Source organism: Shouchella miscanthi, assembly GCF_007725405.1.
Classification (GTDB): domain Bacteria; phylum Bacillota; class Bacilli; order Bacillales; family Bacillaceae_D; genus Shouchella; species Shouchella hunanensis.
Map to the genome: position 1 here is coordinate 2,194,444 of NZ_CP042163.1, position 26,009 is coordinate 2,220,452.

24 protein-coding genes and 1 other RNA gene are annotated in these 26,009 nt (G+C 40.4%); 4 read left to right on the plus strand and 21 right to left on the minus strand.

Annotated features, from left to right (window positions below; translation table 11 throughout):
* Positions 1-23: 23 nt before the first annotated feature.
* The 6 genes from parC to fadH form a co-directional block, all read right to left on the minus strand.
* Entirely contained in the window at positions 24-2,462 is a 2,439-nt protein-coding gene (gene parC, locus FPV17_RS10995; protein ID WP_144559019.1) for a DNA topoisomerase IV subunit A, read from the minus strand.
* A complete protein-coding gene (gene parE / locus FPV17_RS11000; RefSeq protein WP_144559020.1) occupies positions 2,463-4,430 on the minus strand; it encodes a DNA topoisomerase IV subunit B in 1,968 nt (655 codons plus the stop codon).
* A 197-nt stretch (positions 4,431-4,627) separates the two neighbouring features.
* Positions 4,628-5,035: a CoA-binding protein gene (locus FPV17_RS11005; RefSeq protein WP_081762392.1), complete on the minus strand. Its 408-nt coding sequence runs from the start codon at positions 5,033-5,035 to the stop codon at positions 4,628-4,630.
* A 15-nt stretch (positions 5,036-5,050) separates the two neighbouring features.
* Positions 5,051-6,604, minus strand: coding sequence for an ABC transporter permease/substrate-binding protein (locus tag FPV17_RS11010; protein ID WP_144559021.1), 1,554 nt, complete (start codon positions 6,602-6,604; stop codon positions 5,051-5,053).
* A 71-nt stretch (positions 6,605-6,675) separates the two neighbouring features.
* Positions 6,676-7,731: an ABC transporter ATP-binding protein gene (locus tag FPV17_RS11015; protein ID WP_060705392.1), complete on the minus strand. Its 1,056-nt coding sequence runs from the start codon at positions 7,729-7,731 to the stop codon at positions 6,676-6,678.
* Positions 7,732-7,836: 105 nt separating this feature from the next.
* On the minus strand, positions 7,837-8,628 hold the full coding sequence (gene fadH / locus FPV17_RS11020) for a 2,4-dienoyl-CoA reductase (protein ID WP_035397908.1): 792 nt from the start codon (positions 8,626-8,628) through the stop codon (positions 7,837-7,839).
* 239 nt (positions 8,629-8,867) lie between these two features.
* On the opposite strand from fadH, the gene FPV17_RS11025 reads away from it, so the two are divergent.
* Positions 8,868-9,935: a tyrosine-type recombinase/integrase gene (locus tag FPV17_RS11025; protein ID WP_144559022.1), complete on the plus strand. Its 1,068-nt coding sequence runs from the start codon at positions 8,868-8,870 to the stop codon at positions 9,933-9,935.
* A 207-nt stretch (positions 9,936-10,142) separates the two neighbouring features.
* The gene (locus FPV17_RS11030) at positions 10,143-10,742 is read left to right on the plus strand and encodes a hypothetical protein (RefSeq protein ID WP_144559023.1); all 600 of its coding nucleotides are present in this window, start codon (positions 10,143-10,145) and stop codon (positions 10,740-10,742) included.
* Between the two features lie 51 nt (positions 10,743-10,793).
* Here the strand turns inward: FPV17_RS11030 and FPV17_RS11035 are convergent, their stop codons facing one another.
* Entirely contained in the window at positions 10,794-12,290 is a 1,497-nt protein-coding gene (locus FPV17_RS11035; RefSeq protein ID WP_144559024.1) for a carboxypeptidase M32, read from the minus strand.
* Positions 12,291-12,397: 107 nt separating this feature from the next.
* Between FPV17_RS11035 and FPV17_RS11040 the strand changes: the two genes are divergently transcribed.
* Positions 12,398-12,715, plus strand: coding sequence for an iron-sulfur cluster biosynthesis family protein (locus FPV17_RS11040; protein ID WP_035397900.1), 318 nt, complete (start codon positions 12,398-12,400; stop codon positions 12,713-12,715).
* Positions 12,716-12,738: 23 nt separating this feature from the next.
* On the opposite strand, the gene FPV17_RS11045 is transcribed toward FPV17_RS11040, so the two are convergent.
* From FPV17_RS11045 to FPV17_RS11100, 12 genes are all read right to left on the minus strand, one after another.
* Positions 12,739-13,002 (minus strand): DUF2564 family protein, encoded by a 264-nt coding sequence (locus FPV17_RS11045; RefSeq protein ID WP_035397898.1) that lies wholly within the window; start codon positions 13,000-13,002, stop codon positions 12,739-12,741.
* Positions 13,003-13,090: 88 nt separating this feature from the next.
* Positions 13,091-14,551, minus strand: coding sequence for a gluconokinase (locus FPV17_RS11050; protein WP_144559025.1), 1,461 nt, complete (start codon positions 14,549-14,551; stop codon positions 13,091-13,093).
* Between the two features lie 16 nt (positions 14,552-14,567).
* On the minus strand, positions 14,568-14,855 hold the full coding sequence (locus FPV17_RS11055) for a hypothetical protein (protein ID WP_144559026.1): 288 nt from the start codon (positions 14,853-14,855) through the stop codon (positions 14,568-14,570).
* A 182-nt stretch (positions 14,856-15,037) separates the two neighbouring features.
* Positions 15,038-16,174 carry a THUMP domain-containing class I SAM-dependent RNA methyltransferase gene (locus tag FPV17_RS11060; RefSeq protein ID WP_144559027.1) on the minus strand — a complete coding sequence of 379 codons (1,137 nt, stop codon included), beginning with the start codon at positions 16,172-16,174 and terminating at the stop codon, positions 15,038-15,040.
* A gap of 20 nt (positions 16,175-16,194) precedes the next feature.
* Positions 16,195-16,452 carry a hypothetical protein gene (locus FPV17_RS11065; RefSeq protein ID WP_060705289.1) on the minus strand — a complete coding sequence of 86 codons (258 nt, stop codon included), beginning with the start codon at positions 16,450-16,452 and terminating at the stop codon, positions 16,195-16,197.
* Positions 16,453-16,552: 100 nt separating this feature from the next.
* An RNA gene (gene rnpB / locus FPV17_RS11070) (RNase P RNA component class B) lies at positions 16,553-16,928 on the minus strand.
* A 48-nt stretch (positions 16,929-16,976) separates the two neighbouring features.
* Entirely contained in the window at positions 16,977-17,390 is a 414-nt protein-coding gene (locus tag FPV17_RS11075) for a ribonuclease HI family protein (protein ID WP_035397894.1), read from the minus strand.
* A complete protein-coding gene (gpsB, locus tag FPV17_RS11080; protein WP_035397892.1) occupies positions 17,387-17,701 on the minus strand; it encodes a cell division regulator GpsB in 315 nt (104 codons plus the stop codon). The genes FPV17_RS11075 and gpsB overlap by 4 nt, the downstream gene beginning before the upstream one ends.
* A gap of 102 nt (positions 17,702-17,803) precedes the next feature.
* Positions 17,804-18,340 carry an SLOG family protein gene (locus FPV17_RS11085; protein WP_246117031.1) on the minus strand — a complete coding sequence of 179 codons (537 nt, stop codon included), beginning with the start codon at positions 18,338-18,340 and terminating at the stop codon, positions 17,804-17,806.
* A gap of 52 nt (positions 18,341-18,392) precedes the next feature.
* Positions 18,393-18,884, minus strand: a complete 492-nt coding sequence (locus FPV17_RS11090; protein ID WP_144559029.1) for a spore coat protein — start codon at positions 18,882-18,884, stop codon at positions 18,393-18,395.
* Positions 18,885-19,060: 176 nt separating this feature from the next.
* Positions 19,061-20,272 carry a ribonuclease H-like domain-containing protein gene (locus tag FPV17_RS11095; protein WP_144559030.1) on the minus strand — a complete coding sequence of 404 codons (1,212 nt, stop codon included), beginning with the start codon at positions 20,270-20,272 and terminating at the stop codon, positions 19,061-19,063.
* 36 nt (positions 20,273-20,308) lie between these two features.
* Positions 20,309-22,561: a DEAD/DEAH box helicase gene (locus tag FPV17_RS11100; protein WP_144559031.1), complete on the minus strand. Its 2,253-nt coding sequence runs from the start codon at positions 22,559-22,561 to the stop codon at positions 20,309-20,311.
* 162 nt (positions 22,562-22,723) lie between these two features.
* On the opposite strand from FPV17_RS11100, the gene pepF reads away from it, so the two are divergent.
* Positions 22,724-24,523, plus strand: coding sequence for an oligoendopeptidase F (pepF, locus tag FPV17_RS11105; protein WP_144559032.1), 1,800 nt, complete (start codon positions 22,724-22,726; stop codon positions 24,521-24,523).
* Positions 24,524-24,555: 32 nt separating this feature from the next.
* Here the strand turns inward: pepF and FPV17_RS11110 are convergent, their stop codons facing one another.
* Positions 24,556-25,248 carry a hypothetical protein gene (locus tag FPV17_RS11110; protein WP_144559033.1) on the minus strand — a complete coding sequence of 231 codons (693 nt, stop codon included), beginning with the start codon at positions 25,246-25,248 and terminating at the stop codon, positions 24,556-24,558.
* Positions 25,249-25,357: 109 nt separating this feature from the next.
* Entirely contained in the window at positions 25,358-25,972 is a 615-nt protein-coding gene (locus tag FPV17_RS11115) for an alpha/beta hydrolase (protein WP_144559034.1), read from the minus strand.
* Positions 25,973-26,009: the final 37 nt, after the last annotated feature.

A 26,009-nucleotide genomic window follows, 5' to 3' on the forward strand; every position in this document is an offset into this window, starting at 1 on the left:
TTAATCGATAACAGTGTTTTGACTTATTCTTGATCGACGGTATCTATAACCACTTTTAATCGACGCGCTTTCCCACGGTCGTTTTCATCAAATGCATAGGACCCGTTCGAATAACGATCCGCTTTTCGATACTTGCTCGGATCAACGAAAATGTGTTCATCTTGATCGGTTTCGACTAAAAATAGCTTTGTATCAGGTGTAATCTTTTTAAACCCAACAAGACGGTGAGGATTCGATTTCAGCTCACGAAGCAAGACCGATCCACGCTTATTTCGGCTTGATTTTTCAAATTCGGTAATGGCCATTCGCTTAACAGACCCACGCTGTGTGACACAGAGGAATTCGACTGTGTCCTCTAATTCAAATGTTTCAAAACCAACGATGTAGTCCCCTGGCTTTACGTTCATCCCTTTCACACCTGCTGCACGCTGGCCAACAAGCGATATATCATTTTCTGAGAACCAGAGTCCATACCCAAAATGTGTCGCAGCAAATAGCTCTTTTTTACCATTTGTTTTTTCAACTGATACGAGTGCATCGTCTTCTTTTACCTTTAAAGCCATAAGTGGTTTTGAGTTGCGTTGTGCTTGATAAAGCTTTAATTCGGTACGTTTGATCATCCCGTTTCGTGTCATAAACAGGAGCGACTCATCGGTATCAAAAGAAGAAATAACAAGGGTCGCTACTAATTCGTCATCGGAATCAATGGGAATAATATTAGCGATATGCTGACCGTCGTCTTTCCAGCGGATATCTGGCAGCTGATGAATCGGTAAGTACAAGTAGTTCCCTTTTTTTGTAAAGAGGAGAAGAACGTCAGTGGTGGAAGCAACAAGAGATTGAAGAACCGTATCACCGGCTTTCATTCCAGGAGCATCTTTACTAGAAGCTGTGTATGAACGAATGCTTGTTCGTTTCACGTATCCTGCATGTGTAATCGTAACACGCACATCTTCCGTTGCAACAAGTTGATCCATATTAATCTTTAACTCTTCTATTTCTTCTTTAATGACTGTGCGTCTTTCAGAATGGAACTGTTTTTTTACTTGGACTAACTCTTTTTTAATAACTTGAATAAGCTTTTTTTCACTTGCTAGAATGGATTCTAGCTCCGTAATACGCTTTTTTAATTCTTCTGCTTCTTTTTCAAGCGTCGTAATATCCGTGTTCGTTAATCGGTAAAGCTGCAAATTCACAATTGCTTCAGATTGAGGTTCTGTAAACGCAAATTGCTCTTGCAGATTGTGTTTCGCGTCTTTTTTATCTTTTGATCCGCGAATAACTGCAATCACTTCATCGAGAATCGAGACTGCTTTTATTAATCCTTCGACAATATGAGCACGCTCTTGCGCTTTTTTAAGCTCAAATCGAGATTTTCTCGTGAAGACATCTTTTTGGTGATCAATATAGGCTTGAAGAAGCGCTTTTAATCCCATCAATTGGGGTGTTTTATTATAAATGGCAACCATATTAAAGTGGTACATTACTTGTAAATCAGTATGCTTAAACAAATAGTTCAAAATCGCATTTGCTTCTGCATCTTTTTTTAATTCTACAACAATGCGCATTCCTGTTCGGTCGGTATCATCGCGCACTTCTGCAATCCCATCTACTTTTTTATCAAAGCGGATTTCGTCCATTTTCTTTACGAGATTCGCTTTTACTACTTCATAAGGCAGTTCAGTTATGACAATCTGCGTTCGACCGCCTCGAACTTCTTCAAATGCTGTTTTGGCTCGTACGACGACTTTTCCCTTTCCTGTCTCGTACGCCTTCCGAATCCCGTCTAAACCTTGAACGATACCGCCAGTTGGAAAATCAGGTCCTTTTATAATCGTGAGAAGTTCATCAATCGTCGTTGACGGCTTTTCCATTAAACGAACGGCACCATCAATGATTTCAGGTAAGTGATGCGGCGGAATATCGGTTGCATAACCTGCAGAAATACCAGTAGAACCGTTAACGAGCAAGTTTGGATACATCGCAGGTAGTACGACAGGCTCTTCTATAGAATCATCGAAGTTCGGAATGTAATCAACAGTTCCTTTATCCAAATCACGCATAAGCTCAGCACTAATCTTTGAAAGCCTTGCTTCGGTATAACGCATCGCAGCTGGAGGATCTCCATCAACCGAACCATTGTTTCCGTGCATATCGATTAAAAGCTGTCGCACTTTCCATTCTTGACTCATACGTACCATCGCGTCATAGACAGAACTATCACCGTGCGGGTGATAGTTTCCAATCACGTTCCCGACGGTTTTGGCTGCTTTCCGATACGGTTTGTCGGCTGTATTTCCATCTGTATACATGGCGTATAAAATTCGTCGTTGTACCGGTTTCAACCCATCTCGCGCATCAGGAAGTGCACGTTCTTGAATGATGTACTTACTATAGCGACTAAATCGATCTCCTATGACATCTTCTAAGGGGAGATCAAGATACTTTTCTGCATTTGACAATTAGGTTTCCTCCCCTACATGAAGGTTTTCATTTTCGAGGATGTTTGTTTCTTCCTCTAATCCAAACGCTACGTGGCTTTCAATCCACTTTCGGCGTGGTTCCACTTTATCACCCATTAATGTAGCAACATGCTTTTCTGCACGTGCGGCATCTTCTAATCGAACTCGAATAAGCGTTCGTGTTTCAGGATCCATCGTGGTCTCCCAAAGCTGAGTAGCGTTCATTTCACCTAAACCTTTGTATCGTTGAACAGTCGATCCTTTTCCGATCGTTTTTAAAGCTTGTTGAAGTTCCGTCTCTTCCCACGCATACTGGACTTTTTCTTTTGCACCAGAACCTTTACTTACTTTGTAAAGTGGTGGTAAAGCAATATAGATCTTACCAGCATCAAGTAATGGTTTCATGTAGCGGTAGAAAAAGGTTAGTAACAGCACTTGAATATGAGCACCATCTGTATCTGCATCGGTCATTATGACCACTTTATCATAGTTACAGTCAGACAAATCAAAATCTGCTCCAACGCCAGCTCCGATCGTATGGATGATCGTCCGAATTTCTTCGTTTTTCATAATATCATCAAGCTTTGCTTTTTCGGTGTTAATGACTTTTCCTCGTAACGGAAGAACAGCTTGGAATTTCCGATCTCGTCCTTGCTTCGCAGAACCTCCAGCAGAGTCTCCCTCTACTAAGTAAAGTTCATTTCGGTCTGGATTGCGGGACTGAGCGGGTGTTAATTTTCCGCTTAACAGAACGTCTTTACGTTTATTTTTCTTGCCATTTCTCGCATCTTCTCTGGCTTTTCGGGCTGCTTCGCGTGCTTGTGCAGCTTTAATTGATTTTTTAATCAAGGTTGTGGCGACGCTCGGATTCTCTTCTAAGTAATACGAGAGCTTTTCGGAAATAATCGCATCAACGGCTGAGCGTGCTTCAGCAGTCCCCAGTTTGCTTTTTGTCTGTCCTTCAAACTGAAGTTTCGCTTCCGGGACGCGAACCGATATAACCGCTGTAAACCCTTCACGAATATCTGAGCCATCAAGCTTTTTGTCTTTTTCTTTCAACAAGCCGACTTTTTTAGCGTGCTCATTCATCATTCGGGTGACTGCCGTTTTCGCTCCTAACTCATGGGTTCCACCATCACGTGTACGAACGTTATTTACAAACGAGAGAACATTTTCTGTATAAGCATCATGAAACTGGAATGAGAAATCCATTTCAATTTCGTTTGCTTGACCTGAAAATGACACAACAGGATGGAGAGGCTCCTTTCCTTCGTTTAAATAGTCAACAAAAGCTTCCAGTCCGGTTTCAAACTGAAAGAGCTCTTCCATTTCCTTTCCTGGTCGCTCGTCTTTCAACGTAATTGCGACACCTCTTAATAAAAATGCGGCTTCTCGTAAACGTTCCGATAACGTTTCTGTATTAAAATTCACCGTAGAAAAAATCGATTCGTCCGGCATAAAACGTACGAGCGTGCCCGCACCTCTCGTCTTCCCCTTCTTCTCAAGTGTCGTTACCGGCTTACCACCGTGCTCAAAACGCTGGGTATAACGATAGCCGTCACGCTTAATGTCGACTTCAAGCCAGGACGAGAGCGCATTCACAACGGAAGCGCCGACACCGTGCAATCCTCCACTTGTAGCATAACCACCTTGCCCAAACTTTCCCCCTGCGTGTAATACGGTAAAAATGACCTCAGGTGTTGGTTTGCCAGAGCGGTGCATCCCGACAGGCATTCCTCTCCCTTCGTCTTGAATGGAGACACTACCATCTTTATGAATCGTTACATAAATTGAAGCACCGTGACCTCCTAACGCTTCATCGACTGCGTTGTCGACAATTTCATATACAAGATGATGCAATCCACGGGTATCTGTAGAACCAATATACATACCTGGTCGCTTCCGAACGGCTTCTAACCCCTCTAGCACCTGAATGGAATCATCATTATAGTCATGTTGTTTTGCCATTCCGTTCCCCTTCCTAATACCCTTACACACATAAGTACAAGTGTTCTGTTAAAAGAATATACTCCATCTTTATTTTAGTCAATGTTTTCCTTGATGCAACAGTTTTTTCTATTAAAACCTTATCATGCCTGTTTCGTCTCTGCAAATTTTTCCACAAAAAAGACCGTACTGCTCACATGCGCAGTACGGATATTCATTTATTTAAATTTAGCGTGCTCTACTTTAATGCAGCGATCCATAATCGTTTCGACATGATTTTCTTGCAAATACGAATAGGCTTCTTCGCTAACAACACCAAGCTGAGACCAAAAGATTGGGATGCCTGCTTGTACGGTTTCTTTAGCAAGTTCCGGCAAAAACTCGCTTCTACGAAAGATATTTACCATATCTACCTCTTGATCTAAGTCTGAAATAGAAGCATACGCTTTTTCTCCTAAAACCGTGTCCACATTCGGATTAATTGGAATAATTGTATACCCTGCATCTTGCATTGCTTTTGAAACCATGTAGCTTGTTCGATCCGGGTTATTTGAGAGCCCGACTACAGCAATACGCTTCTTTGTATGAAGAATTTCTTTTATTCGCTGATCTGATGGGTTTTTCATCATTCATTCTCCTTTTTAATTGGTAAGTAGTCCTTTTTCTTTTAAAAAGTCGCGAGCAACTGTGGCTGGATCTTCGTCATTAATGTCAACACGGTAATTCAGTTCAGAAATTTCATCTTCCGACCCTACTCCCGCCAGCTGGTTTAAGATGTCCTCGAGCTCCGGGTACTCACTTATGGCTTGACTGCTTACAAGTGGCGCTGCCTGATAAGGTGGAAACAGCGTTGCATCATCTTCTAGGACAACCATATCGTACTCGACGATTTGAGGATCTGTTGAGAAAACATCACTTAATTGAATGCTCCCATTGGAAATAGCTTGATAACGAGTTGATACATCAATCGTTGTGACATTGTCAAACGAGAACCCATACACTTCTTCAAATCCCGCATATCCATCTTCTCGGTCTGCAAATTCAAAGGTAAAGCCAGCTTCAAGCTCGTTTGCGTAGGGTTCTAAATCAGATATAGTCTCCACTTCAAGCTCTTCAGCCAATGCTCTCGGCATAGCAATGGCGTAGGTATTTTGAAAACCCATTGGCTCTAGCAATATATGCCCTAATTGTTCGTACATTTCGTCTCGTGCTTGTTCAAATGATTCCCGTTCATCATAGCTAAAGTTCTCAATGTTTAATAAGTCAGCAAGTACAGTCCCTGTAAATTCAGGATAGATGGCAACATCACCAACTTCTAATGCATTAAAGTTTACACTGGTTGTGCCGAGTGGTGCAATGACTTCGACTTCTAAATCAGTTTCTTGTTCAATTAACTCTTTATACATATTGGCTAAAATAGGCGGTTCTGGACCCATTTTTCCACCAATAACGATATCGGCTTGGCCAACACCTCGGACTGCATTCACTGTTGGCGGGACCGTAACGATAAGGAGGGCAATGACCACAACGGCTATCATTGGCTTATAGGACCCTGCGCGTTTTTTCTCCGATCGTCTTTCAGTAAAACGTAAAACAAAATCAAAAAAGAGAGCGAGCAACGTAGCTGGAAGTGCGCCAAACAGAATGTATTCGTTACTCGTACGTTGGATACCGAGCATAATGATTTGTCCAAGTCCACCCCCTCCAACAAGAGCAGCAAGTGTTGCTGTACCAACAATCAATACCATTGAGGTTCGAATGCCTGCCATGACCGTTGGCATTGCAAGAGGTAACTCCACTTTTACTAGACGTTTACGAGAATTCATTCCCATCCCTCTTGCAGCCTCTACAAGCGCAGGATCCACTTCTTTTATCCCTGTGTATGTATTTCGAAGGACTGGCAAAAGCGCGTACGCTGTTAATGCGATAATGGCAGGTGTTGTTCCAATTCCAACAAATAAAACAAGAAACCCAAGTAAAGCGAGAGAAGGAATGGTTTGTAAAACAGCAGCGATGCCAATAACGAACTCAGAATACCGTGTATAGCGGGTAAGTAAAATACCAACTGGAATGGCAATCGCTACGGCAATTAGTAAAGAGATAAGAGAGAGCTGTAAATGCTCCCAAAACGATTGCAGTAGTAAATCCGAACGTTCTTCGAAAAGTGTAAAATAAGATGACCAAAAAGATTCCATAACAAAATAAGTGCAATCGAACGTGTATTACGCACCCTAACGATTCACTTTTCCTTCCAATTACATTAGGGTTATGCGTGATGTAGTGATGGTTGTACAGCTAGTTTTGCAAGGTTTTGATAAGAAACAACGCCCATACATTTATCGCCTTTTAAGACTGGCAGCGCCGGAAATGGACATTGTTCTAACTGATGGTACGTTTGTTCAAGCGTATCGGTATAATGAATGATTTGGTATTGCTCAATGGATTTCCCTAAATACTGTACATCTTTCAGCTCATCGTCGTTAGAAAGAACAAATTGTAGCTCATTGGAAGACTGATGTTCTCCTGTTGTCACATACTCACTTTCTTCAATAGGAGTAAGAATCGAACCAACTGTTTGAACCGAAGTTTGGTCAAATCCATCGGAATTGCGCAAAAAGCGAGCGACAGAATGAGAAGCTGGGTTTTCGATTAATTCTTGTGCTGTGCCAATTTGAAGCACATGTCCGTCTTCCATCATCCCAATGCGATCTCCTAAGAATTTCGCTTCCTCCATATCATGGGTAACGAATACAATTGTTTTCTTGATATCTCGTTGCAGCGCCTTAATGTCTTTTTGCAATGAAGCTCTTGCCACTGGATCTAGTGCACTGAATGGCTCATCCATTAATAAGATATCAGGGTCTGCTGCCAAAGCTCGTGCAACCCCTACCCGTTGCTGTTGACCTCCAGACAAATCCCCTGGCAAACGATGTCGATAGGTTTCTGGGTCTAGTCCTACTAACGATAATAATTCGTCAATACGAGCATTTGTTTTATCGCGATTCCAGCCCTTTAATTCTGGGACAATGGCAATATTATTAGCAACTGTCATGTGCGGGAATAGCGCAATTTGTTGAAGGACATAGCCAATATTCCATCGCAATTGATCAATATTACCATTGCTTGTATTGGCACCATTAATGAATATTTCTCCCGCTGTAGGCGGAATTAAGCGATTAATCATTTTTAACGTCGTTGTTTTTCCGCAGCCACTTGGTCCAATTAAAACAAAGAACTCACCTTTATCAATTGTGAAATTCGCGTCAGCTACCGCTTTTGTTCCATCTTCGTATTGCTTTGATACTTGCTTAAATGTGATCAACTCTTTCGCCACTCCTTTTATACAAAAACGCTCTTTATTCATACCCGTTATTGTGCCTATTTTAACCTGAATTGCATAAAAAAAACACGCGAAATAAAACGCGTGTTATCGTTGAAATGCTGCCGCCCCTGTCAAGAAGCCTGATTGACCAATGGATTGGCCACCATCAATTGTAATGCAAGTGCCATTAATATAGGAGCCCTCTGGGGAAAGAAGATAATGAGCAAGTTTAGCCACTTCTTCTCCTTTACCAAACCGTTTCATCGGAATGCTTTTTAATGCCATTTGATGGGCTTTTTCGCTTTGAATTAGCTTGTCTACACCGCCTGTATCCTCAATTGGTCCAGGTGCAATGGCATTAACACGTATTCCGTACGTCGCACCCCATTCAACTGCCAATGTTTTTGTCATTGCAAGTACCCCTGCCTTTGCACTTGCAGAATGAACCACACCAGGCCCACCTGTATCAGCGTACGTTGCCACAATATTTACCATTGCACCTGCTTGTTTTTCTAGAATCCATCGCTTCCCAACCGTTTGAGTCATGTGCCACGTACCATTCAAGACAATATCAATAACGGAATGCCAGCCGTTTTCGCTTAAGTCTTCAGATGGACAAAGAAAATTTCCAGCAGCGTTATTGACAACAGCTGTAATTGGTCCAACCGTTTCATACACATCATTTACCATCGCTTCGATATCCCCTCGATTTCGGATATCTAAGGCGAAGGTTGTGATTTGCTCAGGGAATGTTTCTAATTCTTGTTTCGTTTGCGTCAATCGTTCTTCGTTACGTGCACAAACGATAACCCGCGCACCAGCATCTGCAAAATGTTTGACCATCGCTTTACCCATACCACTACTACCGCCAGTTACAATAATGACTTCCTCTTTCATCTACTTTTTCCCTCCAACCTCAAAGCAAGCCGTTCTCCTCACCTTTATTATGCAAAAATTTACGCCATAATGAAAGGGTTTACAAAATATCGTCTAATTGTTTTTTCATTATCCAATGTACGTTGCATTGAGCAAGATAGTTATTCAAGTCACCTTTTGTCACTGCAAAATAAACGTTCCATGAAATAATCATTTCACAGAATGTTCATTTTGCGGTAAACTACTAAAGAGGTGATCCAATGTCAATCTTCGCGAAAATAAATCAGCATCAACGTTCAAATGAAAATCAACAACAACCCATTCAAAAACAGCCCTTTCGTCGACTTGATGACTTACCTGTTTTTATTCACGCATATATTCAATACATTCGTTCTCTAGGTTATAGCCAAGCGACCATTCAACGGTATATTTATGATTTCCTTGATTTCTTTCATTTTGTTGAGCGTCAAAGTGGAGAGGAATTGTTTACAGCTAAAGACAGTAGCCTTTCCGATTTCTCGCAACTTAACCAACAAGGGATTGAATATTATGTTCATTACTTAGCAATGGAGTTGGAAAATGAAGCAAAGACAATCAATCGGAAGTTATCAGCACTACAATCGTTGTTTCATTACTTGATGAAGCAGTATCATTTGAAAGAAAACCCTGTTCAAGCTGTGACACGACCAAAAGTGAAAAAAAGGGAGCCTGTTTACTTATCGATTGAAGAAATGAAAGCTGTAATGGCATTAACGCTTAATGATGAAGGCTTAACCTTGCGTCAAAAAAAATACCACCGTTTATTAGCTTTACGAGACTTAACGGCGATCACCCTACTCGTTCGCACAGGTTTACGAGTATCAGAACTCGCTTCACTAAAACGTTCACAGCTTCACGTTGGTCGAAAAGAAATGCAGGTACTTGGTAAAGGGAATAAACAACGGACGATTCCGCTTACAGATGAAGTGATAGAAGTCATTCAACATTATCTCCAATCCTTACCTGAAACGGTACAACCGAAACAAGAGGATTCCCTGTTAGTCGGTTTTGACTTCCGTACGATGACGTATTCGCGCTCTATCAGTGTTAGTGCTCTTCAAAAAATGATTCAACGCCTGTTTGAACGGGCAAAAAAAGTAATTCCTTCTCTTGAAAATCGTACGATCACTGCCCACAAACTCCGTCATAGCTTTGCAACGGCTTTAATCCGAAACGGGGTAAATGTGTTAACGTTACAGCAGCTTCTAGGTCATGAGTCTGTTGCTACAACCCAAGTGTATGCTCATGTTGATTACGAGGCGAAAATTAAAGCGATTCAATCATGGTAAGAAGATTGAATCGCTTACTATAAAAAATAACTTTAAAGTTTACATAATAAATATTACGTAAATAATTATTTTTACACAATTCCTCATGATTTTCCCCTGCCAATTTCTACGAAAAGATGTATAGTCTTCCTTTTCTCGGATAAACTACAAGCAAATTACGACACAACAGACTTAAACACTGTTTAAGCGGGCAAAGGAGTGAGATTCATGTTTTCGTTTTTCATTCATTCATTTACTTCAATTTTTTCTGTCACTTATCCCATTTTTTTTAACCATATGAGCAAGCCTAAAAAAACGATTGAAGGCGAAGAATTTGTATCTGGAACCGTTCTATTTACAGTTGCAATTAGCATCTTCATTCTTCTAGTCGGTCAAGTCGCTTTTTCATGGACGTATATCCCCATTGGCTTCATGCAAATTCTTGGTGGTGTCGTTATTTTATCAATAGCCATTACATTAATGCGCAAAAAAAGTCCTGTTCCATTAAGTTGGAAAGAATGGTTCGGTACAGACTCTTTTGAGTTTGGCTTTAGCCGAATGAAAGACATGTTTCGCCCTGTTCAGGAGCTAACTTCAGACCAACCAAAGTCGGCAACCGCTTATGTAACCTACCTTGCTTTTTTTGCTGTTTACTGTGTCGCCTACTCTGTACATCTACTCGTTTGTTGGATTTATGGCCAAATGAATACTCGTTCTTTGTTTCTCCTCACTAAATTCACAGGACTTCTGCTCACGTTTTTTGCCCTAGAAATGTTGCTCTTCGGTTTTATGGATGTTATTAGTTTGATTGATCAACGTGCATCTTAATTCATAGTAAAAGGGTAACTGAATGTTGACATTCAGTTACCCTTTTTGGCATTAAAGCTTATACAAGCGTGTATATTTTTCTGTTAAATAATGAATTAATGGCTGTGGGTCAATACCACCACCAGTAATGGCTTCAATTAGGTCTTTTGGCTTTTTCACGGCGCCATACTGATGGATATGCTCTGTCAACCACTCTCGAATTGGCTCAAGATTTTCGGAGCGTATGAGATCGTCGGTTTCTGGAATCTCTTTCTTTATCACTTGATTTATTTGAGCTGCATAAATGAAGCCTAGTGCATACGAAGGGAAGTAGCCAAAGTCTCCTGATGACCAATGGACATCTTGTAGCACCCCTTCTCCATTATGTTGTGGTCGAATACCAAGATACTCTTCCATTTTGTCATTCCATAGCTTTGGTAGTTCGTCAACTTCAATTGACCCTTCAAACAATCCCTTTTCTAATTCATATCGAAGAATAATATGTAAGCAGTAGGTGAGCTCATCCGCTTCAATTCGAATCATCGAAGGCTTTGATTCATTTAATGCAAAGTAAAAATCGTCTAATGGAACGTGCTCAAATTGACCTGTTCCGTGGGCTGCTAATTCTTGATACATGCCTTCCCAAAACGAGTACGACTGGCCAATAAATTTTTCCCAAAAAAGCGATTGTGACTCATGAATGCCCATTGAAGTCCCTCGTGCAAGATTGTACGGGATAAGACTTTCATCAATATGCTGTTCGTAAAGCGCGTGCCCGCCTTCATGTATCGTTCCTAATAATGCAACGCGAAAATCGTTTTCATTGTACTTCGTTGTCACTCGCACATCTGAAGGGTTAATCCCAATGGCAAATGGATGTACACTCTCATCTAAGCGGCCTTTTGTAAAATCATAATTCATTGTTTTAAGGAATGAAACGTTTAATTTCTCTTGATCACTTTTCGGGAAGTGCTTAAATAAGCATGTAGTCTCTGGTTGGTGTTTTGAAGCAGAGACACGTTGAATAAGCGGGATAAGATGACTTTTTAACTCAGAAAAGACCGCATCTAATGTGTCTGTAAAAACCCCTGGTTCAAAATCATCTAAAAGTGTATTATAAGGATGTTTTTCATAACCTAAATAATTAATAAAACGCTTTTTAAATGCTACTAATTCTTTTAAAAACGGTTTGAAAATGTCAAAATCATTTTCACGCTTTGCTTCTTCCCATTTCGCTTCCGCATTTGTCTGTAACTTCACAAATGCTGTGTACTCATCAGCAGGAATTTTTGTATTACGATTGTATGCTTTTTCTGCCTCCTCAACCGCTCGTTTTAACACAACTGAAGAATCTGTTTTTGTTTTTAATTCATCAATTAGCTCTTTTAATTCAGAAGATGTTGTCATAGAAAAGATGTCGCTTGAAATGGTGCTCATCACATCTGCTCTTTGCTCTACTGCACCTGTAGGCGCTCCAGTACGAGCATCCCATATCATTAAGCCTAACAATTGCTCATAGTGATTTTTCTGTTTTAAATAATCAGTAAATTTCTCTTCTGCTTGTTTCATATTGTTCGCCACCTTTCATTCTCAGCATACTAGCATTTGCATGTTTAAACAACTCCTAAGACGAAAAGAAGACTCATGTGATACACTAGCTGAGTAGGAGTGATGAAATGAATGTACTAATAACGAAAGAAGCTGTGCAGTTCTATCGTCAAGAAATGAATTTAGTAGATGGCGATCAGCTCCGATTATTCGTCCGTGTCGGTGGTGTTGGTTCTGGTGGCTTCTCTGTGGGCATTACGAGAGAGATAGAGGGTTTTGAATACGAAACCATTCAGCAAGATGGCATTTCTTTTTACGTATCGAAAGATGATTTATGGTACATTGATGGAATGCACATTGACTATGATGAAGATTTAGAAATGGTTCTGTTTAAACAGGGCAAATTTGATAATCTTGACCATCCGCTATTTATAGAAAAAACGTGAGCCTTACATTGGCTCACGTTTTTTTAGCGATACTCATCTTGGGCTTCTTCTAATTGATGATTGGCTTGATCTAAAAGTGCGGAAGAATGGGCGAAGAATGCTTCATCTATATTTCCTTGATAAGCAAGTGCTTGTTTAAACTGTGCTTCAGCTTGCTCAAGAGCTGCTGTTGCTGCTTGTAATTGCTCACCATCCATACTATGTGTTGCTTGTCCGACCATGTGTTGTGCTGCTTTTATCGCCAGTTCAATTTGTTCTAAATTTTTGTAGCCATCCTCATAACTCATTATGAAACCTCCCTTTTTGCTTTACTAATCACTATTCACCAAAAAGGTATCTTTTATACAAAGTTTACATAATAAAATTATAGTTAACTTAAATATCAGCTACTAATTCAGGAAACACCGGTTCTAACTGATTGTAAAGTACTTGATACAGTTCGAATTTTTTCTTATACACATCCCTGTCTCGATCGTTTGGTTCAAATTGTTCCATAACTGTTTGTTCTCCCTGGTCTAATTCGTTGTGCGCTAGTCGAACAGCACCTAGTGAAGACGCGTGATGTGTCTCTTGAATTCGGACTGTTTTTCCTGAAATATCAGCGAGTAGTTGAACCCATTGCTTAGATCTTGCAAAACCTCCTGATGCATGAATTCGCTTAATCGGACCGACAGACTCCTCTAGGGATGTTAAGACAGATTGTAAACTATAAAGAATTCCCTCAAGGACGGCTCGACTGAAGTGTGCACGATTATGCGTTCGTCTCATGCCAATAAATGCGCCACTTGCTTCACCATTCCAATACGGAGCACGTTCCCCATTTATAAAAGGTAAAAAAAGTAACCCTTCTGCACCTGGCTTAACTGTAAAAGCCTCTTCGATAATCTCACTTACAGTAGCTCCCTTGGCAAAATGCTCGATATACCAAGTAAGTGCAATCCCACCATTGTTTGTTGCTCCACCGGCAATCCATGTAGAGTCATTTAACACATAGCAAAATGTACGCATAGCGCTATCGGTTAACGGCTCTTTAATCGTCATTCTTATCGCACCACTTGTACCTATTGTCAGTGTAGCGACTTCGTCCAATAAGCCTCCTGCGCCAACATTTGCGAGCACACCATCGCTAGCACCGATATGGTATAAACAATCGTCTGCGAAAGAAAATGAACGCATCACGTCTGTTGGCGCTTCAAAACGATAATTAGTACCAACCACCGTTGATAATTTTTCCTTCTTTATATGCAAGAATGATAGAATACTAGCGTCCCAATCTTTTGTTTTTAAGTTGTAAAGTCCTGTACTACTCGCTATTGATTGATCAACAACATATTCCCCAAAGAAATGCACGCAAATAAATTCTTTAATCGATATAAATTTGTATGCTTGACTGTAGAGGTTTGGCCAATGCTGTTCCATCCATTTCATTTTTCCGATCCAAGACATGGGGTGAATCGGTGTCCCTGTTTTTTCGTAAAATTGTTTTCCCTGATCGGTTTTCTTTAACGAATTTGTGATTGATTGAGCTCGAGTATCTGCCCACGTAATTACATGTGTTAATGGATTCCCCTCTTCATCAACCGCTACTAACGAATGCATTGCGGCTGAAAAAGATAACGTTGTTACTTTCTTTGACTCAATGTTTGTTTGCATTAATAATTGCTGCAAACTATGTAAAACAGCATCACGAATCACAATTGGATCTTGTTCCGCATAAGATGGTTTTTCTTGGAGTAATGGATAAGCAGTTTCATAATCAGCTTTGTAACGATAATCTTTTGAAAATAAAACTACTTTAGCACTTGTCGTACCAATATCAATGGCAATGGAATACATGTTCAGTCTCCTCACATTAAAGCATCCGCTTTGCCCCTAAGTCACAAAACCATTTTACATCACCGCTTTCCAGCGCAAGATGCTGCAATGCGTGATAATCTAAATCTTGTAAATGACTTTCCACAGGGATGATGTCTTTGTAGTAAATTAAAATCGGTTCTTTTGATCGTCTCTTATCTATTGTATAAAAAAAATACGTTTGATACATACCCTCACGGCAAATACAGGCAGGATTTTTTTCGATCCAACCGAGTACATGCTGCATACCTCTTTGAAGATAGATCCAAGTACCATCATTTACCATGTCTGCACCCCTTTTTTAATTAGTGTATCTTTTATTTTTAGTTTTATGTATTTAAATACGGTATGTGAAATTATATTTTTGCACAATAGAGGATAGGTAAAAGACGAAAAGTTAGATGATTGGTCATCAGTCTCTTCGCCTTTTACTCGCTTTTTATGTGCTACTCTATCGCCTTATCTTTTTTATGACCTCGGAGGTCTAGGACCGAAGAATTGATAGTAGTCGGTTTTAATATTACCGTTATATAATTTGCGTTTCTTACTTGCCTGCTTGCCATACAAAGCTTCAAAGCCTTCATGAGAAGTCAATACATAGACAGACCATGTTTCAAACGACTTCATAATTTGCCCCATGTCTCTGTACATCTCTTCTACTTCGGCTTGCTCACCAATTCGCTCTCCATATGGCGGATTAGCGACAAGAACACCGTATTGACCACGATGGCTAAAGTCGCGAATTTGCATCTGCTTAAAGGAAATGAGATCTGCAAATCCTGCCTCTGCTGCATTGTTTTTTGCAAGTTCAATTGAGCGATGATCAATGTCCGATCCAACAATATCTAACTTTTGATCATACTTTGCTAAATCTTCTACTTCTTGACGGGCACGGTCCCACTTTTCTTGTCCAATCCAATGCCACTGTTCTGATACAAAGTCTCGATTAAACCCAGGCGCAATATTTTGTCCAATAAGCGCTGCTTCGATGGCAAGGGTTCCCGATCCGCAAAATGGGTCAGCAAATGGGCGATCGACATTCCACGTAGTAAGCTGAATCATTGCGGCAGCTAGTGTTTCTTTTAACGGGGCTTGATTATGTAGCGCCCTGTATCCTCTTTGATGCAGGCCAATGCCACTAGAATCAATGGTTAGTTGCGCCTGGTCTTTTAATAATGCTACTTCGATTCGGTACAGTGGTCCATCTTCATCAAACCAACCGCGTTTGTACTGCTTTTTTAAACTTTCAACAACCGCTTTTTTAACAATAGCTTGGCAATCGGAGACACTAAACAATGTTGATTTAACCGAGCGGCCAATAACGGGGAATTCCGCATGAGGTGGCAAGAGATCTGCCCACGGCAATGCTTTTGTTTTCTCAAATAGTTCATCGAACGTGAGCGCTTTAAATGAACCAACAAGAATTTTTATTCGGTCTGCCGTTCTTAACCATAAATTTGCACGGGGGATGGCGTCAACGGTTGATGTAAACACGACTCGTCCATTTTCAACTGTAACGTCTTCATACCCGAGTGCCTTTACTTCTCTTGCACAAATTGCCTCTAATCCCATCGTCGTTGTTGCAATTAATGTTACTTTATTCATTTTGTTCACTCCTTATCGCGTTACAGTAAATAGCCGCCGCCTTGTGTTTCAGCAATAAACGCACCAACAATGGCGACTAAACCAAATATAAGGGCCAATAAAGTAGCTGCACGTTTGGCTGAACCGTGATAAAGAAATACTGCAAGCATATAAAACGCAAATACCGCTACTAGAAAGATGCCTCCTAAACCAATTAAATAGCCTTGAATGGCAAATCCAATTACATTTAAAAGAAATAACACGGCTCCAAGCCCATACATTACCTTTGCTTGTGTCATGATAACCCCTCTTTTCTTGTCTTTTTTGTTAGTGTACCAGAAACAAAATAAAAAAACCCTCAAAAGGGTTTTTACTCGTTTATAAATTCATCTGCATGCCAGTCATAAGCCATGTTCTGTTCTTTTGTACTGCAAACGGTGATGAACCTCGTACTCCAGTAACAACCATCTATCTACGAATAATCGTCCTTATAGCTCCGTTCATTTTCGGACTATAAAATGCCCCTACCATTGTTTGGGTTTCTCGCTCGTGGGGTTTACCTCGTTCCACTCTACTCGTTTCCAAGTAGACTCCGTCACTGTGGCACTTTCAAAGAGTGTATCCCATGTCGTTAAACGATTTAGGGAAGCCTCTTGCCGTCAGTTATCACTAACTGCCCTAGCTTATGAATTGGCTAGGCACGATCACTACCGGCGTCGCAGCCAGTGCGAGCATGGACTTTCCTCTACACCAAGTGCAGCGGTTGTTTCATGACATGCTCATTCATAAACGACTTGTTCATTATAGCGTACAATGTAGCAGATTACAATGCTTCTTTAAAGATTCGCTTCGGTTCACGAATGGCTAATCGAGCTAGCTCGTCCGCTTTTTTGTTTTGCTTACTCGGAACCCACTTTATGAAGAATAAATCAAATGCCTCAATAAGCTCCTGTGCTTTTTTGACATATGGGTCAAATTGCTTTCGCTTCACATAGCGCTTTTCAATTGCTTCGCTCACTAAACGAGAATCTGTTTGAACGAGTAAATGACCTAACTGCTTATGCTTGGCAATTGTCAGGGCAATGATAAACGCTTCAAATTCCGCTTCATGATTATTAAGCAACCCTATATGGTAGCGAAATTCTTCCGTCTGTCCGTCATCATATACGAGTAAAATCCCTATACCAGAAGGGCCCGGATCTCCTGCGCTTGCTCCATCAATTGACATTCGGTTCATTCGTACATTTTACTTCCGAATACTTTTTTCTCTAAATTAGAAAGACGCTGTAAAATATCATAATTTGTACTTCCAGCTGATTGTGGGGCACTTTGATTTCGAGTAGGACGATCTGTTTGTCGCTTCATTTCTTGTCTAAGTTCTTCATTTTCTTTCATTAATTGATCTACTCTGCGTTGGTATGCTTCATAGTCTTGAATGACAACATCTAGAAATTTGTCTACCTCATCTTGATTGTACCCTCTCATGCCAGTCTTGAAATCTTTATCTAGAATCTCCTTGGCATTTAACTTAATCTCCACTGAACTCATTTCTATCACCTCATGTTCAATTCCCGTTACATTCTATTCTTCCAAAAGTCTGCTATAAAGTCAATTTAAACCCGGTGCTTTTGTTATTTTTAAGAAATCTACTTAAAAATCATCTAATGCTTCCCTTCTTGCTTCTTCGATTTCTTCTGGAGAGATAACGAAAATAGGCTTGTCCATTGCTTGTGCAACTTTCATATAAAAAAGTGGTGATCCTTCCTTTTCTTCATCGTACAGTACGAGTAAACCATCTGTTTTCTGCACTAGAAAATCATTTTTCACTTTTAATTGCATTGGGTTTTCATAAGGTCGTTTTGAAATAGAATCAACAAAGTCTGCTTTATCTAGCCGCTCATGATAGAGCTCCTTTAATCGCTCATTCCATTTTGATTCTTGCTCTTCAAAAGGTGTTAATAGCCCTAATTTTATATGAGGGTACTCTTCTTGTAATTCATTAACAACATCCATTGCCCATTGTTCAACGCCTAGCTGACCACTCGTAATAAACCAAGTGACGCCCTCTTCAATCAATGCTATTATTCTTTTTCTTAAGACATATTTAATCCATATAACCCCTTCGTGGGATTCATTAAACACGCCAAGCTCATGCATTTTGTAGCCGGTGACGAGTATGGCATTCACTATTGATCCCCTCCTAAAAAAGAAAGCGAGCTCTTTCGCTCGCTCCTCAAACTTATTTTTTAAAGCCACTATATGGTGAAACATTAGAAGGCTTCATGTTTGTTGGTGCTGTGTTCGTTGGTTTTACATTGCTCGCTGGTTTTACGTTGTTCCCTGGTTTCATATTGTTCGTTGGCGCAACATTATTCATTGGCGCCATGTTATTCGGCTTCATATTCGCTGGAGAAACATTTGATGGCATATTGTTCATCATTGGCTTCTCACAATATTGTTCGTTCATAACATTTTCCTGCACGCTATCTGTGTGCGGGTAGTGATGAATGTGCTTATATACGTGATTCTTCACATGAGTAGTGTGTGAAGGATGAATTTCCGGAACGATATATTCTTGCGTGCTTTCTACCACATTATGCTGTGTTGGATGAACAACTGCTGGTAGCTCTTGCGAACATGTTGGCATCGTCATATTTGGCTTATGATTACCACCACATGGATCACACATAGGTCTTGGTGGGCAACAGTGATTTGGTCTTTTATGAAACATAAGTTAAAGTCCTCCTTTAATTTTAAGTCACTATTACCTTATGTATCTCCCCACCTAGGTGTACTAGTTGATTGACCCAATTTTAGGTGTTTTCTCATTGCCCAATGAATAAAGTCGATTTATCTGTTATTTCTTGCGATATACGTCGACTTATGCGCTTCCCCAGGAAATAACGATTATTTCTGCTTTAGACGGTTGATTCGTTTAAGTGCTTGCAGACGTTCCTTCTCTATGGTCGCAAACGATAACGCTTGATTTGCATAGGTAAATGCCTTCGTGAAATCTTTTAAGTAGTGCTCATATATAAGCGCTAATTCATTAGCACTTTTAAAACGTAACGTCTCATCCTTAAGAGCTTTTTTGAAGTCTGCAACCGCTTGTTCATATAATTGCTTTTTCTTATAAGCGTAGCCGCGATAAAAGTAGGCTTCCCCTTTTTGACTACTTTGCTCCTGAGGGGCATTAATACCACTCGTTAACATAGTAATCGCAACCTCTAGTTCTCCATTACGTTGATGCCATTTTGCGAGCTGCAAACGCTCGTTAAGAGATGTCTGCTCTTCCCAATTAATAACTTTCTCTGTTAATTGAGCATAGAGAGCAATTAACGATAATACATCTTGCTCGTGATGTTCAAATACACTCGCAATAAGGCCAGGATCTTGTTCGCGAACAAAATCAAAATATAGGAGTGGTACGAGATGAGACGGTGTATCCACATTTCTTTCAATTCCAAGCTTCTCTTCTTCTATAACGCTCAGTTTGCATGATGGTAGTTCGTTTTTCCACATTCGTCTTGCACTATGAAGCAAATCAAAATGACCAAACTGTGGTAAATGTGGCACTGTATCTCTTAAGTAAGCATGACGTGTTTTTAAACGTGGCCAGTCAAATGCTTTACCATTAAAACTAACGAGGTGTTCCAGCTGACCAACGTCTTTAAGAAAATAGTGATATAAAGCAGACTCTGCATCTGGAGAAGGTAGCAAGTATTGGCGAACAACGATTTCTTCTTCTTCAAAACAAGCAAAACCAAGTAAAAACATTTGCGTACCTGCTCCTGCGCTTAAACCAGTTGTTTCTGTATCAAAGAATATAAGTTTATTTATTGGAACCGATCGTCTTGAAAGCGGGTGGGAAAAAGATTGGCTGTCCCATTGATAAAGACCATCTCTATATGCGCGAAAGGTTTTGAAACCATACTGTGCATCAAGTGAATGTCGAACTTCACGAATATAGCAGACCTGCTCATCAAAAGTATGAGCTACTGTCTCTAGTGACGCCCAACTTTTTGAAGCTGAACGATTCGCTTCATTTCGTTCCACAATTGGCGTTTCTTCTTGTTTCATATGAACTTCCATTCGCTTTAGTTTTGCTCGTAATGACATGGTTTTTCCTTTCTTTAAATATGGTATGTGAAATTATCAAGCTCTTCTTTGCAAATCACTTATTAATGTGATCACTTTTTTCTTAAACAATGTGTCTTCCTTTACTTCTCCTACACATGCTGGACATCCTTGTTCGCATAAACAACTTGTAATGAGTTTACTCATATGATCTAAAACCGTGTCAAGATGGTCATATACTTCTTTAGCAAGTCCGATGCCTCCTGGATAAGCATCATAAATGAACACAGTCGGTTTCCCTGACACATCTGCTTTCACTTGGGGTGTTACGTGAATATCACTTCGTTCACACATAAGATGTAGTGGTGCGACATGATGAAGCAGTGTTGCAAAGCTCATGAGCATGTCTTCGATCTCTTTAGGTTCTGCAAATTCGGCAGGAAATGTTACCCACATACCACTCGTATGCATCTCTTCTTCAGGTAAGTGAACAGGGCCAGATCCAATGTTTTCCATAGTCGTTAATCGAATTTTTTTAAAGATCGTTACTTTTCCTGTTACAGATACATCTCCATAGGATAAGTGCGCCTGTCTTCGCTGGCTGAAAGCATCCTCTTCCAAAATGGTTAAAGAGACGGCTAAATTGGCATCCGTAAAGTAATCAACTTTTACTTCTCGCACGAACGCTTTCTTTTCATCCCAATCCAAATATTCAACTTGAAATTGTATACCTTGATGAAGATAAATGGCTTCATCATGGAGTAACGTCATGGCACTAAACCGATCCATCTCGCCAATTACTTTATGCGTCGTTACGTCACTTTGATCAATAATCACAACATTTTCTTGAGAAGCAGAGCGTAGACTAATGCCATGGGCAGGAAAGGCGTCCGTCATCCAGTACCAGCGATCTTTTTTTTGTAAAAGCACTTGCTTTTCAGTTAAATACATTAAATAGTCGTCGACTACTTCACCAATAAATTGATCTCCTACTTGAAATGGCAGTTCATATGCCGCACACTTTAAATGATCCAAATAAATGATTAAATTTAAAGGATTTACTCGCGCTGTTTCTGGGTTGCGATCAAAAAAGTATTCTGGATGATTCATAATGTATTGATCAATTGGTGAAGACGACGCGACCATAATAATTGCCGCTTCATTTTGTCTTCTGCCAGCTCGGCCAGCTTGCTGCCAAGCACTCGCTATTGAACCCGGATACCCGGTCAAAATACATACTTCGAGTTGACCAATATCAACACCTAATTCAAGAGCATTTGTGGATACTACACCAATAATTTCACCGCTACGCAACCCTTTTTCAATCTCTCGTCGTTGATTAGGCAAATACCCACCACGATATCCAGCAATGGTTTTTTTACCAAACGTATGCTTAATCATTTGCTGTAATTTTGTTAAGATGAGCTCTACTCTCACACGACTTCTAGCAAATAGAATAGTTTGAATCCCTTCACGAAGAAAACCTTCTGCTAGTTCTTGTGCAGAGCGCATCGCACTTTGCCTAATTTGCAGAGGCTCGTTAACGACTGGAGGGTTGTAAAACAGAAAATGTTTTTTTCCAGAAGGTGCACCGTTTTGATCGATGATGTGAAAAGATTCTCGGACTAATGTCTCCGCTAACGCCTTCGGATTGGCAATGGTTGCGGATGTACATATAAACGTTGGATTCGAACCATAGTAGGCACAAATACGCTTTAGCCGTGCAATCACATTTGCTACGTGGCTTCCGAATACACCTCTATACGTATGGAGCTCATCAATGACGATATAATCTAGGCGCTCAAAAAAAGCAACCCATTTTGTGTGATGAGGCAAAATAGCTGAATGGAGCATGTCAGGATTTGTTATAACAACATTGCCTGACTGACGGACATTCGAGCGAATCTGTGGCGCTGTATCACCGTCATACGTATGACATTTTAATGAAACGCCAATATCACTAATCATTTCATTTAGTTCTGCCATCTGGTCCTGGGCCAACGCTTTTGTTGGAAACAAGTAAAGGGCTCGGCTAGAAGCGTCCTTTAAAAAAGATGTCAGTACCGGAAGATGGTAGCAAAGCGATTTTCCTGATGCGGTCGGTGTTACAGTAACGAAATGATCGCCTCTCTGACTGGACTCTAGTGCCTCCTTTTGGTGACAATAAAGTTCACTAATTCCTCGTTTACGCAAGCCATGGCAAATTTTCATATCAAGCCATTCGGGAAATGGCTCTGTTTTCGCATTCTTCGCTTCTATTTCATGCCAATAAATGATCTGTTTATCTTGTTTTAATTCCTGTAATTTTTGTTGTAATGTTTTTTTAAACATGATCCACCTCAAAAACGTCTTCTTCTTCTATTTTAGCGAATGGTTGTTCTGTTGGCTACTAGCAATTTATCACTCTATTTTTTTGAGGAGTAGTGTAAAAGCTTTTTGTTTATTGTATACTAATAGATATTTCGATTTACGAAGTTTAAGGAGGTAGAAACAATGACACTCACACACCGACAAGAGATTCCACTTGAAGAAACGTGGGATTTAAACGATCTTTTCTTATCAGATAAAGATTGGGAGCAAGCACGTCAGCACGTAGAAAAAGAAGCAGAGAAATTATCTTTATTTACAGAAAAAATTGGCGAACGGGCAGAAAATCTAGCCAATGCTTTGCAGGCAAGAGAAGCATTGATGAAAAAACTAGTGCCTATTGTTACCTATGCGACGTTGTCCTTATCGAGCGATGGTACAAATGCATCCGCTCAAGGAAACGCAAGCCTTGCTCAAAGCACACAAGCTCTTGTTCAAGCAGAATTAGCAAAGCTTGAAGCGGAGATCATAAAACTACCAGAAGCTGTCATTGAACAGTTTCAACAGGAGAATGAACTGCTTCAATCGTTCCACGTATTTTTAGATAAACTACTTGAATCAAAACCATTTTCACTCTCTTCTGAAACGGAAGAAGTGCTTGCTTCTCTTACACCAATTTTGACAAATCCCTATTCAACTTATTTAACAAGTAAAGCCGCTGACATGACTTTTCCAGATTTCATTGGTGCAAATGGCGAACAAAAGCCGCTTTCTTTTGCCAGGTTTGAAGACCAGTATGAGCTGTCTGCTAATACAGAAGAACGACGACATGCTTTCATTACGTTTGATGATACGTTGAAGCAGTACGAGCATACTTATGCGAAACTTTACGCCGGAGAAGTTATGAAACAAGTAACCCTCGCACGCCTACGTGGGTATGACTCTGTTGAGCATATGCTATTGCACAGTCAACAAGTGACGCCAACGATGTACCATAACCAGCTAGATATTATCTATAAAGAGCTAGCACCTCATATGCAGCGGTATGCGAAACTAAAAAAAGACGTTTTAGGTCTTGAATCTTTTGGCTTTTCTGACTTAAAAGCCCCTCTCGACCCTGAATTTGAACCGCCTACAACATACGATCAAGCTTATGAGACGATTATAGAAGCGCTTAAACCCCTCGGCGAAGACTATAGTCGCATGCTTGTGAAGGCTAAAAATGAACGCTGGGTAGACCGAGCAGACAATATCGGCAAGGCTACTGGTGCCTTTTGCTCTAGTCCCTACGGATACCACCCTTATATCTTATTAACATGGAAAGATACGATGCGCGGTGCTTTTATTTTAGCTCATGAACTCGGACATGCTGGACATTTTTATAACGCAAATGATGCCCAACCACTACATGCGACACGTCCTTCTACGTATTGTATTGAAGCACCCTCTACAATGAATGAGCTGTTTCTTGGAAATCACCTTCTAGCGTCAACCGATGATCCGCGAATGAAGCGTTGGGTTATTCTTCAATTTATCGGTACGTACTACCACAATTTCGTCACTCACTTATTAGAAGGTGAATTTCAACGCAGAGTTTATGCACTTGCGGAGAATGGCACACCGTTAACCGCCATTACGTTGCGCGAAACAAAGCAAGCGGTTCTCTCTGGTTTTTGGGGTGATGCAGTTGAGATTACAGAACGAGCTGGGCGTACATGGATGCGCCAACCTCACTATTATATGGGCCTATATCCATACACTTACTCTGCTGGTTTAACGGCAGCAACAAAAGCCTACACGCTCTATCAAGACCAAGGTCAACCAGTTATTGACCAATGGCTAAGCATGCTTCGCGCTGGCGGAACACTTCAGCCGCTTGAGCTGTTTAAACTGGCTGGAGTTGATATGGAAAAGAAAGAAACGATACAAGATGCGGTTGCATATGTCGGTTCTCTCATTTCAGAGCTTGAAAATAGCTATCAATAAAGAAAACGGGATGCATCAGCATCCCGTTTTCTTTATTTATCTTCTTCGTTTGCTTGAAGCAACGCTTTATAGCCAGATCGTGTTAATTGATTGTCTTCATCAATATAATTAGAGTTCGCAAGTGATTGATTACTCTCTTTGGATAAACGCGGTAGTAGACGCTGAATTTCTTCATTTAGTGCAGCAAATGAGCCTGATTCTAAAATGTCCGGATCCATTGATGCCGCAATTTCCCGCATTGGTGATTGTTTAACAAATAACTTCTTTGTTCCTTTAACAACGTTCATTAAACGACTCGACGCATTAAGCCATTCTTGACGAACTCTCGATGTTTCAGTATCGGTTTGTTCGAGGCGTTCACGAATTTTTTCTTTTTCCAGCTCTGCTAATTCGGTTTTACTTAATAGTTCTTCAAACAATTGAGTTCGATCCAAATCAAGCTTTTGTAATTGATATTCTTTTTCTTGTAACGCAACAAGATCATGTTCTTTTGTTTTTTCATGCTCATGATCGAGCTCTACTTTCTCGTCTTGATCCTTTTTTATAAATTGATCGAGCTTCTCTTCTAATCGCTTTGTTTTTAAAACAAGAAACACAAATAAAGCGATTAAAGCAGATAGGACGACAATTTGATACCATAAATGGCTCAGTAGCGCTAAACAAAACACACCGACTAAAACCACTCCAGCGAGTGCATAAAGCCAACTGCTTCTTTGTTCTTTCAACCTACATTCAACCTTTCTTTGATGCTTATCGTTTAAAAGCAGTTTAACGAAGTTTCGATTTTTTGTCCACTTTTAATAAGAAAGGCTCATGCTTACATGCCGAACCGATTTAGCCACGTAATGCGTCATACCAGCGTTTTGCTTCGTCAATTTCTTCGCGTAGCAATTGATGGCCACCTGTTGTCCAATAGCTTTCAACAGATGCCCCTGCTTGTTGTAAATCTGTAATGAGGGTGTTCGTTTGCTCAGCTGGAATCATAGGATCATTTTTTCCTGCGCCAACAAACACAGCCGTTTCGCTTAAATTCGGTAATTGTTGCTTTTCTTGCGGAACCATTGCATGGAACAAAAATACGCCTTTAAAAACAGAGCCGTGTTCATATAGAAGATTAGCGGCGATGTTGGCACCATTTGAGTAGCCAATCGCATATACATCTTGATCTTGAAACTTGTACTGAGAAGCTGCTTGTTGTAAAAAATCGTTTAATTCATCCGTACGCTTCTTTAAATCTTCCATATCAAAAACACCTTCTTGCAAACGGCGGAAAAAGCGAGGCATTCCATTCTCTAAGACATTTCCGCGAACACCTAGTACATTGGCTTTATCATCGATCATCTTTGCGAGAGGCAACAAATCGCTTTCATTCCCACCAGTTCCATGAAGCAGCACAAAAGTCGGTCCACCGTTCTCTTTTTCTTGAAATACATGTTTATGTTCGCTCATGTTTATTCCTCCATACACATTTTTGTTTCCTTTACTA